Origin of the sequence: Shewanella xiamenensis (assembly GCF_024971755.1) — a bacterium.
Classification (GTDB): Bacteria; Pseudomonadota; Gammaproteobacteria; order Enterobacterales; family Shewanellaceae; genus Shewanella; species Shewanella xiamenensis.
In genome coordinates this window covers 2,446,785-2,461,127 of sequence record NZ_CP079718.1, presented here as the reverse complement: position 1 = coordinate 2,461,127, position 14,343 = coordinate 2,446,785, and the positions used below count along the sequence as shown (strand labels likewise).

Genomic DNA, 14,343 nt, shown 5'->3' with positions numbered 1-14,343 from the left:
GTGAAGATCATTCAATTACAGCAAGTTAGTTTAGGTGCATTGCTGCTACTGGGCACATTGCAAGGCTGTGCGCCTACAGTAAAAATTGAACCGCCGGATAAACCGATTGTGATTAATCTCAATGTGAAAATTGAACACGAGATAAAAATCAAAGTGGACAAGGAGCTAGACCAGCTTCTGTCAGATGATAAGTTGTTCTAATCACAAAGAATTAAGGAATATACGATGAAATCAATGTCACTCAAGACCCTGCTACAAAAGCCAACATTACTCCTGTTGCTCGGCCTAGGTTTATTCAGCTTAAACGCCTTTGCCATGTCATTGCAGGAAGCCAAATCCCAAGGTTACTTAGGTGAGCAACTCAATGGCTATTTAGGTCTAGTGCAAAATAATAGCGATGCCAAAGCCGTAATGGATGAAGTCAACAACAAGCGCCGCGCCCACTACGAAACCATCGCCAAAAAGAATAATATTTCTGCCGCAGATGTCGCCAAATTAGCAGGTGAAAAAGCCATCGCGGCTACAGACAAAGGCAACTATGTGCAAAATGCTCAAGGCAAATGGGTTAAGAAATAGCCTGTTTTAATGACAATTGAGCACCGACTAAACCCATCGAAGAACGCCTGCAATTGCAGGCGTTTTGTTTATCGAGATCGACCGCCACGTCCATGGTAATCCTCCTGATGGCTTTGCTCCCTCAAACTAACAGTACTGGTGTTATTTCTGCTCTTTTTCTTGACGTAACAAAGCTATAGCTGACTCAAACTCCACAATCACACCACCCGCTGTTGTTTTGGCAGTATAGGCATCATTAGTCTCTAGACTTCACTTAAGCTCGAATTTGTCATCAAGGAACGGACGTAAATGCACTGAAATTTCCTTACGGATTTTCCAGATCCCAGACTTTAGATCGCGGTATGGTTGAGTCATAAATGCATCGTTTTGTACCACCCTTTTGTACCACCTTAAGGTGCCAAAGGTTGGTGAGCCATTGGATTTAGCAACTATAATTCATAGGTTATGATAGAAAAGAAAAACCCGACCATGTGATCGGGTTCTTAGAATGTGGCGGTGAGAGAGGGAGTCTACTTCATGAGATAACGTATTGAAAAATATAATTAACACATACCTAAAACAGGGCTGCATTACTTTTTGCATTACTTCCGATTTTTGATATTTTTTTCAATTAGACCAATGACTTACCCTGAGAATTCGACTCCTCAATTTCAGTTCAAAATAACAGCGTAAGCATTTGTATTTAAAGGTTTTTGATTAATCTATAAAAAGTCAACAGAAATTTACCACAAATAACGCTGGTCGTCATTTTTAACCAATATTCGCACATCTGTGACTTATTTTGATAGCTTTAATATCTAGATCAGACATCGTTTCAGTAACGACATTATCACTAACAGGCAAGCGTTAAGCTTAAGAAACAATCTCAAACGGTGAAAATAACTAGCCTCTGAACGGCCTCTTTATTTTGAGCCAACACACTTAAGCTACTATACCTGTACGCCTAGCTATACCACCGGATAACATGCATCTCCCCAAAGTGTTTCAGGATGAGTCATCATTATTTCTATAATCAATGGTACAAGTTTGCTGAGTAAACTAGCAGAATCTTTAAGTTGCTTGCGATTAACAGAGCTATTCCATGTTGCGCCACCATGGATTAATTGGTTGCGCATCGTATAGAGGCGGTTAAAAATAACACCAAGCAAAATAGGAGTATTACCACTCGACAAGGCGTGGCTCGCCATCTTTTTACCTTGTTGAAGCCGCTCTTTCCATTTGTCTTCAGTTATTTTACCACTATGAAAATCCCAAAAACTTTGTAGCACAAACGGGGTATCAAGTAAGATACGGATACTGCCTGAAAATTCCCGCCAAACTAACAGATCTATCAGTTTTTGTTTATCTAACTCGCACAGCTTCTCTAAAAAACCTTTAAAAGATTCTTGTTCTGACAACTTAAATCGTTCATCAATCTCAGTGGCATAAGCAGCATTAAATGCTATCCAGAGAAAGATAAAACGACCATCGTCATCATCCGCCATTTCAGCTCGTTGCAACCAGCTTAACGCTCGATGAACTCGCAAGTTGAGATTGGTCGGAGACTGTTCACGTAATATCCTTTGTTGATTTTTTAGCTGTACAAAATCCATTGCTATTGATCCTTAACGATCTTTACCTTATTACCAAGCTTATATAGGATCCAATTTGGTCATAAATAAGCCGTAACATGTCGAAATTACGATTTTAATCAAACACACCGTTACGAGGTTATCAATCCCGTTTCAAGATCCAGTTTCATACGACTAATAATATCTGATTCAAGCAAAGCCTCTTCGCTTACCGCTGCTAATTCCACAATACAGGGATGAATTGCACGGACAAAAAGTTTCGTTCCAGATGGCGCTGCAGGAAAATCAAGTCTGTGGATCAATAACTCAGGATCCCCTTCTTGCATGCCCACTTTAGCTTTCGGACTCACACTGTAACACAGCTTAAAAACCTGCTGAGGCATACTACCCAACAATTGCCACTGTTGATAATCACTAAAGGGGGCCAACTGCGGCGTAAATTGTCCACGACGAATACCGCCCAAATAATAGCGAAATGGCGCTTCATCATGGCTTTCTGTTCTAATCTTATTAATAAGTTTTACTTTCTCACCAGGGCAAAGTCGCAACAAACCGAGTGCAACCCCAGTTTTAGCCGTTGGTGCATGCAAATTATCTTGGTTTACCGCCAAAGGAGGATGAATAACTAATGTTGGACTTCTGCCTTGAAATACCTCTTCAAGCAATGCGTCCCATTCATCACTTTCATTCTCAACCAACGCGGTAATATACCTTGACCGGCTACCATTCCCTGCCAATAGTAAATGTATAGGCCTTGGACCTAATTGTTCAACCACATGGTCTAATTCTACTAAAAAGGCACGTAAACCTTCTTTAATTCGATTAAATAACAAGACATCTAACTTTTGAACATCAAAACTAATCTCACTCTTAACTTTCTGCCCATCCATATTAAGCAAATCTATGGAAGCTTGAGATTGAAGTTGGCTATCAGCATTCTCCATAAATGGGCGTAACTTTGTTCCGAGTAATACAGAGTTAGTTTGCGCCGCTTGAGTTTGTTGGACAAAAACTTCATCGCCGCTAAAGGATTTGCCATCAAGGGGCCGAGTGAAGGGGATCTTATGTTCACGGCAAATGTCTAAATTGTCTTTAAAGGTCTCATAAACAAGGTGTTCGAGTAAATTTTCGCCACCTAAAAAATTATCCCCAGATGAATGAAGCGATTCGAATACTTGCTCATAACCTTCATCCTCCTCGTCAGCCGTTGCCCAGCGCCAAAGACCAAAATCAAAGTCAGTTGTACCACCGCCAAAATCAAATACTGCATACGCAACGCCATCTTCGGTTAACTTAGGCTTGATGCTGCGGCTGTTGCCATTTATCACTGTGCTAGTATCCACAGCGTCTTGAGAGGCTAAATGATGTAACGCCGCTGCGGCATAAGCTGCCGGCTCTGATGCTAATTCTTTTACCTCAAAGTCCCGAAAAACCTCATTTTGAGACACTAACGTGCTTGGTAAGCTACGCTGTAAGCCTCGGCGGAAACTAGCAAGGATTTTATCTTTAGTAGCACGTTCATATTTTGCTGGGAACGTCAGGTGGTATTTAAGATATAAGCCACGTTCACGCCAATTGATGGTCATCCCCAGATACCAAGCATAAAGCTCAACAGGATCAAAGGGATCTGTATCGCTCACTTCCATAGGCTGACCACGCACAGGGTTACGTTCTGTTAATGCCGCGAGGGTGAATTCATAGCCTTGGTAGTCAGTTAACTGTAGTTGTTGCTTCTCGGAGCGCATAGCCCACTGCTTTATACGCGGTAAAATTCTGGCCAGTACTCTAGTATCACCAGGGTTATTTCTAAAGTTTTCCTGAGCCTCGTGGGAAGTATGTAACCAGTTCCAATCAAGCTCTGGCCGGTAAGTTTGGCGTTGCCAGATTGCCCTGAAGCGCTCAAAATCCAATATTTCTAGTACTGTCGGGTTTTCATAGTGGGTGGCTTCTGGTTGCTGGTAAAAATCCCGCACGCCAATGCGCAGTAACTGCCGAGCGCCATGTTGGTCGCAATAGGCAACCACAGTGCTACTCGTACCAAAATCGATAGCCACATTGTGCAACTTAACATCCTGCTTAGGATTACGAGCTACCAACTTAAGCTTAGCCAGTCCTGCGGGTTCGCAACCCCATAGTTCCCACAATCCCTTATTAAGGTCGGTTAACCTCGCCTTTTCTAGTTGAGGTAGCCGACAAGAACGCCAATCCAAGTTACTTAGAATAGTTATCGGATTAACTAAAGAATTCTGCTGATTAACACCTCGTAAATAACATGATTGTTCATTGAGGGTAAGCAACAATTGTTCATGAGAAAAATTCTGCCAACTTGTATCAATAGAAGGATGTATAGTTTTTTGCTTATTAGCAGAAGATAATTTGTATGAATTTTCACCGATCGAAGCTACAATTTCAGCAAAAGTTATCGAATACCAAGCAGAATTGTTTACTATTAGAAATCCAGTATGCTGCGTTGAAGATATTGTCCAATTATCTAAATCAATCAAATTCTCTTGGGTCATCCAAGCAAAATGGTTCAGAATTCGATTCCCTATAATCTCTGGGTTAGCTTTGTTTTGTGCAAATTTTTTAAAATCTAGCATCTTTGGCACATTCCAGCCATTTAGTCCAAGAATGCGAAACTTTGCTGCTGCAATGTTAAGCTTATCTAAGTTACCTTGTATTAGATTGGAGCTTTTCCCCCATGACCATAATAACTTTTGCTTAGTATCAAATATTACATGATGCTCTTGTTTGTCCGTTACCAAGAAAAAAGGATTCGTGTTAAAAAACTCTTGGTAAGTTGAAATTGGCGGGTGTTGCAAACCAGTTTTCGTATCAAATAAACCACATGGTTCTTTGCTACCTAACGGACAAACATGCCAAAATCGCTCGCTAGCCAGAGATTCCATAAAATCGGCCAGCTCATCGTTAAAACGTTGAATAAAATTCGTCACAGCTTTTGGTCTTGAAGATGTGCCAAACGGTAAGCTATTTTTAGTTTCTATCGACCGATAATATTTCTTAGATAGGTTTTGAGTCATATTGCTTTTATCCGTAATAAAATCTAGCAGTGAAAACTAGCAAAAGACTGTAATACTGCATTATATATTGCGAATATTTCAGCCAAATACAGCTATGAGCGTCTGTCTGCTATATCAAAAACGCTAGGGTGTAGTGATAACTAAGGCTTTTTTAAGTAATCGCCCCGCATAATCTCTTATCCCTGGAAGTACCACCGCCTTTATTGTTTCTCCAATCGGTTGGCTGAAGGCTGCGCGCTGCTGTTGGTTAAAATCAAAACTCTGTCCCATCGTTGGCTCAAAGAGCTGATAGGGCTTTTGCTGCCAGTTGTGGTTATGCCAGCCAAGTGCGGTCGCAAGCAATTGGGCCTCGGCTTGGCTGGCGGCTCTATTTTGCTGTTCGCAGCGATCTTTCAGTAAGTCCCATAAGCGTTTAACACTATCGAGTTGGGACATTACCGCAACTGTGCTAATTAAATCTGTACTTGAAGGCTCTTCGCCGCCGGATGCATTAAGTCCCAAATCGGTACTTAAGCTTAAGTCTTGCCTGAGGATATTTTGCACCGGGTGGCTTAATGCTTTGGAAGCAGCCGTTAAGGCCTGTTGGGCTTGTTGATATTGAGCTTCTAACTGCTTTAGTTTTGCGGTAGCCGACGTTAACGCATTTTCTAATGTGAGATTTTTATTCTGCTGCTCGTTAAGCTCCGATTGAAGTTGTTGCAACTGCTGCACGAGTTGGCTATTGGCCCCATGTGCCTGCGATAACTGTTGCTCAAGTGCTTGTAGCTCAACCAAGGCAGTAGGCAAACTGTGCGCCGCTGTTAAGGAAGCATCTGCGGCTAATGTGCTATTAGCAGTAAAGCTGCTGCCGGCATCAGTATTATCGGATGTGTTGCTATGTTTCTGGTGGGCAAGCTGCTGGATCAAACTTTTTAAGGGCACAAAATGTAACAGCAGCAGCTTTAAGTCAAACACGCTTAACTTCGAGCTGCCTGAAAAAAAGCTTATATCCTCTTTAGCCCAGTTGTGACTGAGTTCATCTAAGCGTTTTTGTTCATCAACGGTTAAATGCTTAAAAGAGTTTTCTTCTTGGTGATCAGGCATGTTTATCCGCCTCTAGTTGCTCTATCACACTACGCATTTCAGGGCGCGGCGTTAATTGCTGCCGCTGCGGTAATTCTGAAACAAAACCGACAATTTGGCGTTGATTGTCTATTGGCAGTTTTTTAAATTGTCGCTGCAGCTGGTAGAGAGTTTCTGAACTCGGTTCAGGGTAAGGGTTTGCGATTTTAAAGGGCTCTATCCGTCCGGCTAATAAAGCCAGCTCATTCCCGTCGATAACGGTAAATACCCGAGGAAATAATGCAGGTAGATAACTCATCAACTGCTCTGTATCTACACGACGTAGTATGGCATTTTGAGCCACTAACCGTTCATTCTCCTTCATGATTTGTTCTCTATCACACTGTAATTGCTGTGTTAGTGCTTCATGTTCGCGATGAGTCGCCTCCTGTAATCTCTGGCGCTCAGTAGCGTTATCAGCAGCAAGCAACATGGGCAGGAGCAGCTCAGCGACCAAGCTTTTTTTGGGTAGCTCGGCATTAACAGTCAAAGCACAACGCTTGGCTAAGTGCTCAAAGGAAAGAACCTGCCAACCTCGTTTAGACAATTGAACTAGCAACTTAGGTAGCGCAGCCTCTAGGTTTGGCTGACTCTTTGCATCGTAAATTAGTTGTAACGGATAATCTCCGACAAGACGTGAATCTATATCGGCAAGCGCTTGGCAAAGCCGCTCCCCTTTAATACAAGCTAACCATTGCTTTTCCCCCTCGATGGGGAGTTCAACTGGAACTTGATTAGCGCTTAGCGCCCAAGCGGCAAGGTGGTCTTGTACCCAAAAGATGATCACAGATGTTAACTGGCTGAATTGATGAGATGTCATTGGCCTATTCTTTCATTCTTGATTGGGATTCTGGCAAGCATGGTTTGTCATTGTTATTGTCCTCAAAGGCTTCAAGATCAAATTGCTAAATCTTTTCGACAGTTTCTTCAAAGTCTGCAAACAGTGCGTCTTTTTGGCTTTCAGATTTGTCCGCTGCATTTATTTATCTGCGAAAGCGCGCTGGAAATTGAGCTAAAAAATCCCATTTTTTATTCCTTGTCGATATTATCTGCACTGTTTTTTATGCTGTGCCAGTTATCACTAGCTTTATCAAGAGCTGCAAATAGCGATTGTTTACTCTCAACCACACTGCTATTGACTAAGGCATCTGCCATACCTTCTTCCATGCGGTAAGCATCGCCCGCACTAAGTTTACGTTCAAGATAGCCAAAAATATCACCGCTTAACTTACCTTGCTGAAGTAGCGAATCCATTCGATTAACAGTAAAAAATTCTGGGTTTGCCACAGGTAAAAGCCAGATAGCAGACAATGAGCCAGGTGCTGCCTCAAACTTTTGCTCTAGTCCAAAGGAGCCTACGCCAAGGCCCACAACGAGCCTTTCGACATCATTGCGTTTTTTGGCTTTATCAGGATCAATTTCAAAATTACGCAGTGCTTGAACATAATCGTCAAAATCATCAAACTTTTCAGGTGTAATCCCATCCTGCGCGGCTTGCAGCGCGCGCTCACCCAATTGCTTAACGTCTTCGTCTGGCTTTAAAATCCCTACTGCTTGTAAAAAGTTGTTTGCAAACTGTCCTAGTGCCTCGCCTAGTTTGGGTAAATGAGTCGCGATAGTGCTTAGTACTGGACCTAAACTACTAGCAAACGAACTCAAGGCACTGCCAATAGTGCTGCAGGCTGAACTAATGGCAGTGCTAATGATGCTTAAAAATCCCATAATGACGCTCCTATTAATTAAAATTTTTGATAATTAGATAATTGGTGAAGAACCTTTTTACATTCTCTACTGCTAGATTTTGCCACGTTGAGCTTATTTATCACCTCAGTAGCAGAACTGGTTGCTAGTGTATTAAGCATCGCTGACAGACCCTCACTCCAGATTGCAAAATCGGTTACAGGGAAAGGCCAAATTGCATTTGTTTTCGATTTTGTACGCAGGGTTGGATGACAATCTTGCATCAATGCGAGTAGCAGCACCGTAAAAGGATGAGTTGGCAATGGTAAATTTGCCCCCCTCCTCCATTCATCTTGATTGACGGGATTTTGCGCTGCAAATGGCTGCCATTTCTCTAGCCACTGTATCAATGCCTCAGAAAGTTTTAGCTGTTTTAACTCGGTTATACTCGACGTCCCCAAAATCGATGGCGTTATTTCTAATAAAATATTCAATGCCTTGCGGCCAGAGTGTACAAAATCTGCAAAAGATAATTTTTGTTCATCTTGGGTAAGCCAGCCCAGGTGAGTAAGTGTAGGATAATATCTGGTTCTCTCTTGCCAAAGCTGACTGATTGCCAGTTGATTAATATCATCCTCGGATAATGGATCTCCATCAGTTTGCGCTAGATCTGCGCGGATAGCCCCATGGGCTGGTCCATGCCATCCTCCACAAAAAATAACCGCCTCACCAGTAGCTAAGTTAGGTAAATAATCACGCTGTGCCTCATCCATCATCATGGATTCGCCCATTGCGCGCCTATCGTCCTCAGCAAACAAACGATGGACGATCTTGGTATGAGTATTTTTAATCACATCCGCCACTAACTTGGCAGGGATTTGATCTGCAATGATCAATCCTTCACCGTATTTTCGTACCTCGGCAAGTAAGTCAGCAAAGGCATCAACGGCCATTGCGCGTGCCTTATCGCCAGGCTCTGGTTTCGCCAATAAACGATGGGCTTCTTCTATCAATGTTAAATGGCGAAATTTACTATCTTTTCCATGTCGGTAGCGAATGGCTTCGCTGACCGCGCCCAACAACAGCGCCATCATTAGCGCCTTACCTTCGCCATCTTTAATTTCTTCTAATTCAATAACGACCTTGTTATCAAGTAGCGCATCGACATTCAGCGATTGTGGCACATTGAGAATATCCCCGAGTACGCCATGAGTAAGACTGGTCAAACGTGAAACCAGAGAGCCGCGATATTTTTCTTCAAACTCTTTACCCATTCCTTGTTCAGGGATCAACAGGTCAAGTTGACGGATCATATCTCCCATAGTTGGCCAGACCTGCGCCGCTGGGTCAAAAGGATCATCGCAACAAAAACAAGTGTTATCCGTTAGATCCCAGCCCTTTTCCTCGTAGGCACGCAGAATCGCTTGCTCAACTAAAAAGGGCATAGATGCTTCCATCGGGAAAATCGCAGCAAATACATTTCGTAAAAATGAAGCGTGACTTCGAATATGTTGCTTCGGGTGCACCAATGCGAATGGATTGAGCCGCAAACTACGGTGTTGATCGCCATTAGGACGATAATACGCCACCTGATTAGGCATATGTTGATGTAAAACGCGGTACTCAGTTTTGGCGGGTTCAATCACTAAAAAAGGCAAAGCCGATTCAATTAATAAATTAAGGCAGGTTGTAGTTTTACCCGCTCCAGTGACCCCAGTCACAAAGATATGTTTATTAAAATCAGCCTTGTTGAGGTTGATTGAATTAGTGTGTTGCTTACGACCTCGATCAATAACAGCCCCTAACTTAAGAGCGTCATCAGCCTTAACTCTTGGTAAATCAACAATAAATTCTACTGTTTTGCGTCGGCGCAGCCCTGGTAACTCATGTCGAGGTAATCCAGCAACCATAGCGAGTTCATCAGCTGTCAATAACGTCGCAAACAGGGATTCATGACTGCTAGTGATACTGTGAAACAATGAGTTTCTATATTTAAGTGATTGCTTTAACGTTGGTAACTGTAATAGTTGTGCGGCAGAGGTTTCATAAAGATCGACTACTTCGAGTGGGCTGACAGTGATTTCTCCCCCTTGATAGGTGGAACAAATGGTATTTTTTAAGCGGCGATAACTGGATGGCGTATCTGCCGCAAGGTAAATGGCCGTGCCAAATAAACCTTTAGTCACGCCCTTTTGCAACCTAGGAATAAGGGATTTTTCAATATGATCGAGCAGATGCTGGGCGCGTTTATCGGTCACTTCTTTAGTTAAACCTATATTGTTCCCTGCAGAGCGATTTAGATTATAGGTCTCATTAACACTCGTTGAGTGGCTACTACCTTTAGTATCAGCAATACTGGTACTTGTTCCCCAATTTTTGCCTTGAGTTTCGCCACTAGAGGTACCTGACGAGTAGTTGGATGATGGATTATCACTGGAGTTCTTTCCGGTATTTCTAGTCTGCGAAACACTGTCATTTTTACTGCGAGTATCAGTGCGACCAGTATTGGTACTATCCGATGTCCCCTCGCTGAAACTATTGCCTTTTTGCTCATTGTTATTACTACCCGCTTGAACACTGGTTTTCACCTGAATGGATAGTTCGCTTGCCAGTTCATAGGCACCATCTAGATAAACTCTTGCATCTTTACGAGTTAAAGGTTGCGTCACCACAACCATTTGCCAATTAGCAGAATTGATACTGTCTGAATCACTGCCGCTACCAGAAAGCAAAGTTCTAACAAGTCTTTCAATACCCTGATAGTCTTCTTCGTCACTGTCTTGCTCTTGACTCTTTCCTGTTGGAATACCAAGTACAACACCTTTATGCTTACTTTCTTTTAGACGAGCCATCAAGGGCTCAATGTTTTCTAGCTTAGAAAGATTAATCCCTGGTAATTGGCCCTCAAGCGCCCCGCGTAAATTTTTAAGCGCTTCATGCCCAGGCCCATCAATTGCAGAGGTTAACTGGTTAACCCCAAAATAAAGGGCAACCCCTTCTAAACTAACATCAAGCAAATAAACAAACTGAATTTGATCTTCATGCTCTAATGCAGCATAAACATTAGCCAACGCCAGCCTATATGCGCTTGGATTTTCATCATTAATTCCTTCTACACGTAACAGTTTTAACGATGAATTGGGTAAGGATAATGGCAGCTGAGCAAATTGAGGGGTGGGCATGCAGGCTATGTGCTGCAAAATATTGCTGCGACCCACAACAGAATCAGAAAATTTGGTGATGACTTCTTGAGACATGCAACAATCCTTATCACAAAGCCAGAAATGTAGACTTAGTCAATCCCTGACAAAAAATTAAAAGTACTGATTATCTTACGAAGATATTGGTCAATTTCGATAAACCAGTCTCAATCATCTTTGCAGGACGTTTTTCAAGCGCCCCACCACACTTAGGACATACATCAAACCAGCTGTAGCCACGCGTAATAACATCACTTTTGAACACTACTGTTTTGTGCCAGTCGCAATTAGAACAAATAAATGTCGTGCAAGGGGGAGGAACAGGCATGGTAATCCTTACGCAAGCTTGAATGTGACACATGCTACACGATAAGACTCAACCTTTTCTACTCACTAAGATCATATTTTTAATAAATATTTGCACTATAAATTACGGCGTTTTCACCTTTGCTGTATATGCATTACTCAGCAATACATCTGCAACCACATTGCAGTAAACACATATACCTAACCATCGATTTCATTCGCTTTGGCTATCACCTCTTTTTGTTTTTGAATCGCCTCTTCGATAACTTTTGCAAAAAACTTTCTTTTCTCCCTGGATGATGCGTTGCGCACAAAATCAGAGAATACTGTGGATTTGACTTTGCGACGCTTGGTAATCATTAATACCTCCCAAACCTGCAGCAAGCAGAACAGCCCATATAAGATGAAAAATCGAAAAATTAACTTTTTGTAATAATTGCATAATTTTAAATATATCGTTTATCAGCACAGTTTAAATCACTGTCTCTCACCGATAGTCACTTTGTACATTTATATCAATGATGACTTCTGGATGCGGTCTCAAGGTTTTAAAAATTGTTTATAATCCTTCACAAGCCAGCCACCGGTATCTGAGCGCCCTGGCTTTTAATATAATCCAAGTCAGCTTGGTCTAAATCGAACCACTCACCTTCCCGTCTTTTATTCGCAAATCGGACGTGTAAATCCCGTTCCGCTTTGGAGTAACTATCAAACCAGCTGTAATTGATAAGCTTAATCGGAAACGGCAACTTCACTTCGAATAGACGAGTACGAGATTTTATATTGACCGTCTTACCTATTTTGTAACCGTATTCCGATTCAATCAAGTACACGTAACCGGGTATATCGAGATACTGACCACTATTACCCGCCGATTTAAGGCCAAGGGTTTTACTAAACTCCATGTCATCCAGTTCGGGGAAGTGTTCGGCGAATAAATCTGCAAGCATATAGCGCACGCATACATCGTCAGCGAATTTAAAAAATGGTTTGTTTCGCCAAAACTGCCTGCCGCTTGGATTCGGTTTAAGGGTGATGTCAGCTCGAGCCCAAGAGACTTTGGCACTGCCGTCTTGAACATTAACAGATAGCACTACGCCTAAAGCAACGACATGTCCGACCGTTTCAACTTCGTTCCACTGTGCTAACACCACACAGTGCCGTGGACGCAGTTTTGAATAAAGTTCCGCTGGCGACAACAGACAGCCTTCAAGAATCATAGTGTCTGCTTCTGATTCAGAGTTAGCGGCTAATCTCCAATAGTGGTTCATAAAGTATCCCCATAAACTGTAAGTCAATTGGCCAGTTCGAATATCTAGAAACTGCAAACGCAAGATTGGATGCAATGTACAACTATATTCTCTATAGACAGAACACTCTCATGACCCAGTGCGACATCCAAAGCGCCAGGTCATCATAATTAAGTGCTGTTACCTTTTCTTTGCTATCAATGAAATTAGACCACAGTCATTTGGCTTATCAAACGAAGCGCTTCCACTAATATATTCAGCTATTAGTTTTCCAATTTTGGCAACGGTAGCGGAATCAGTTGAGATAAATCCCAAAGGCAAGGTTACAGGTAAAGACTTTGGTTGAGTGAAATGATAAATAACCGCTACCAATTCATCTTCAAGGTGAAGGATCTCGACATTGCCATCCAAGAAGCCTTCAACAAGCCCTTTAATCTCACCATTAAACTGGCCGAGTTCTGTCTCCCATTGCCTAGCTGCACGGTAATTCCCCTCATCAGATATTGGTAAATACAGGGTCGGCTTATAAAGGCTTTTGTGTTTTGTACTCGACTTGTTGCCAAAATCACTTAAGCAAGAAGTGAAACTCTCACTCTTTGCCCAGTATGGATCTGAAGGCGCAATCCAACGAAATCGAGTACCGCCAGTATCTACTTTTGTCTTGATCCGCTTTGCAAGCACTGGTGCCAGTGCCTTCAGGAGCATATCCCAATTGCTTGTCGAATAAATAGGACCTAGCAAGGTTACTCTTGCTGATTTGGTATGCTCCTCCAACATCTTCAAATCCTCAACAAAGTTAGGATTGACAAGGTTTGTCTTGCTATCAAATACCTTCAAGGTGTCTTCATCACCGAGTGTGACCATTGCCTTAAAAAGGCTCATCATGTTATCAGGTCTTGATAAACGAGATAACTCTATAGTCACCAGCTCATGAACATACTCAGAGCTATTTAGCTCTTCAAAGTCTTCACGTTCGACAGCTTTGCCATCGTTGTCCATCTGAAATTTAGATTTCAAACGCAACGGTAGCTGGCGCAGCTTATTGACCGAGTTGACAGTGTATACAGAAGGGCGTTGATTGCCCGCCAGCGTCAATAGGTTAGGTAGATAGTCCTTATCAAGGATCTGGTTAAACTGATGCTGAAAGTGCTTTTCCACCAGCTTTTCGCTTTGAGATACCGTACTATCGTCAATTTTCAGAAATATACCTGCTTTCCACTTGTCCTGAATATTCTGATTACTAAAGCAGCTGAACGTCGCTAGATCAAATGATAACGAGGCGCCACTATCCTGTATGGTAGAAAGCAATGGGATCTCACCGACATCAGAAAAGTAACCTCTTGATTTTTCAGTTAAAGAAAGCCTGCCATCCGACGACAGTTCCAACTCTCCACGCTGAACAAGATCAGAAACAGCTTCTTCAGTCTCAAGCCGACTTAGTCCAAAATAGTTTGCTACATGTGACTTACTCATTGGAGCAACATGTATAAGCCTCAGCACAAACTCTCTTATAAAAGGCAACCCTTTTTGCGAAATATATGAGAACTGAATATTAAACCTTTGAGCTGGCAGTAAAAAATCAACCTCATGATAAGTAAAAGCATTTTCCGGACTCATT

Annotated in this window: 11 protein-coding genes; 2 read left to right on the top strand and 9 right to left on the bottom strand. The window is 42.3% G+C overall.

Annotated features, from left to right (window positions below; all coding sequences use genetic code 11):
* Both KXJ80_RS12085 and KXJ80_RS12080 read left to right on the top strand, forming a co-directional pair.
* A complete protein-coding gene (locus KXJ80_RS12085; protein WP_011072131.1) occupies positions 1-201 on the top strand; it encodes a YnbE family lipoprotein in 201 nt (66 codons plus the stop codon).
* A gap of 24 nt (positions 202-225) precedes the next feature.
* Positions 226-576, top strand: coding sequence for a YdbL family probable chaperone protein (locus tag KXJ80_RS12080; RefSeq protein ID WP_203431807.1), 351 nt, complete (start codon positions 226-228; stop codon positions 574-576).
* Between the two features lie 947 nt (positions 577-1,523).
* On the opposite strand, the gene KXJ80_RS12075 is transcribed toward KXJ80_RS12080, so the two are convergent.
* The 9 genes from KXJ80_RS12075 to KXJ80_RS12035 form a co-directional block, all read right to left on the bottom strand.
* A complete protein-coding gene (locus tag KXJ80_RS12075) occupies positions 1,524-2,168 on the bottom strand; it encodes a HEPN domain-containing protein (protein ID WP_218738577.1) in 645 nt (214 codons plus the stop codon).
* A 110-nt stretch (positions 2,169-2,278) separates the two neighbouring features.
* Positions 2,279-5,188 carry an acetate and sugar kinases/Hsc70/actin family protein gene (locus KXJ80_RS12070; protein WP_218738578.1) on the bottom strand — a complete coding sequence of 970 codons (2,910 nt, stop codon included), beginning with the start codon at positions 5,186-5,188 and terminating at the stop codon, positions 2,279-2,281.
* Positions 5,189-5,311: 123 nt separating this feature from the next.
* Positions 5,312-6,271: a hypothetical protein gene (locus KXJ80_RS12065; protein ID WP_218738579.1), complete on the bottom strand. Its 960-nt coding sequence runs from the start codon at positions 6,269-6,271 to the stop codon at positions 5,312-5,314.
* Entirely contained in the window at positions 6,264-7,109 is an 846-nt protein-coding gene (locus KXJ80_RS12060) for a hypothetical protein (RefSeq protein ID WP_218738580.1), read from the bottom strand. Before KXJ80_RS12060 ends, KXJ80_RS12065 begins: the two co-directional genes overlap by 8 nt.
* Before the next feature lie 209 nt (positions 7,110-7,318).
* Positions 7,319-8,011, bottom strand: coding sequence for a hypothetical protein (locus tag KXJ80_RS12055; protein WP_218738581.1), 693 nt, complete (start codon positions 8,009-8,011; stop codon positions 7,319-7,321).
* A 17-nt stretch (positions 8,012-8,028) separates the two neighbouring features.
* Positions 8,029-11,226 carry a serine-rich family protein gene (locus KXJ80_RS12050; RefSeq protein ID WP_218738582.1) on the bottom strand — a complete coding sequence of 1,066 codons (3,198 nt, stop codon included), beginning with the start codon at positions 11,224-11,226 and terminating at the stop codon, positions 8,029-8,031.
* 450 nt (positions 11,227-11,676) lie between these two features.
* Positions 11,677-11,835, bottom strand: coding sequence for a hypothetical protein (locus KXJ80_RS12045; RefSeq protein ID WP_218738583.1), 159 nt, complete (start codon positions 11,833-11,835; stop codon positions 11,677-11,679).
* Positions 11,836-12,044: 209 nt separating this feature from the next.
* Positions 12,045-12,746 carry a GIY-YIG nuclease family protein gene (locus KXJ80_RS12040; protein ID WP_218738584.1) on the bottom strand — a complete coding sequence of 234 codons (702 nt, stop codon included), beginning with the start codon at positions 12,744-12,746 and terminating at the stop codon, positions 12,045-12,047.
* 159 nt (positions 12,747-12,905) lie between these two features.
* Complete coding sequence (locus KXJ80_RS12035) at positions 12,906-14,342, bottom strand: hypothetical protein (protein WP_218738585.1); 1,437 nt, start codon at positions 14,340-14,342, stop codon at positions 12,906-12,908.
* Position 14,343: the final 1 nt, after the last annotated feature.

What these genes read in the sequence shown, in the direction of transcription:
- KXJ80_RS12055 (WP_218738581.1), bottom strand. Translation starts at nt 8,011, where the DNA reads ATGGGATTTTTAAGCATCATTAGCACTGCCATTAGTTCAGCCTGCAGC.
- KXJ80_RS12040 (WP_218738584.1), bottom strand. Translation starts at nt 12,746, where the DNA reads ATGAACCACTATTGGAGATTAGCCGCTAACTCTGAATCAGAAGCAGAC.
- KXJ80_RS12070 (WP_218738578.1), bottom strand. Translation starts at nt 5,188, where the DNA reads ATGACTCAAAACCTATCTAAGAAATATTATCGGTCGATAGAAACTAAA.
- KXJ80_RS12060 (WP_218738580.1), bottom strand. Translation starts at nt 7,109, where the DNA reads ATGACATCTCATCAATTCAGCCAGTTAACATCTGTGATCATCTTTTGG.
- KXJ80_RS12065 (WP_218738579.1), bottom strand. Translation starts at nt 6,271, where the DNA reads ATGCCTGATCACCAAGAAGAAAACTCTTTTAAGCATTTAACCGTTGAT.
- KXJ80_RS12080 (WP_203431807.1), top strand. Translation starts at nt 226, where the DNA reads ATGAAATCAATGTCACTCAAGACCCTGCTACAAAAGCCAACATTACTC.
- KXJ80_RS12050 (WP_218738582.1), bottom strand. Translation starts at nt 11,226, where the DNA reads ATGTCTCAAGAAGTCATCACCAAATTTTCTGATTCTGTTGTGGGTCGC.
- KXJ80_RS12075 (WP_218738577.1), bottom strand. Translation starts at nt 2,168, where the DNA reads ATGGATTTTGTACAGCTAAAAAATCAACAAAGGATATTACGTGAACAG.
- KXJ80_RS12035 (WP_218738585.1), bottom strand. Translation starts at nt 14,342, where the DNA reads ATGAGTCCGGAAAATGCTTTTACTTATCATGAGGTTGATTTTTTACTG.
- KXJ80_RS12045 (WP_218738583.1), bottom strand. Translation starts at nt 11,835, where the DNA reads ATGATTACCAAGCGTCGCAAAGTCAAATCCACAGTATTCTCTGATTTT.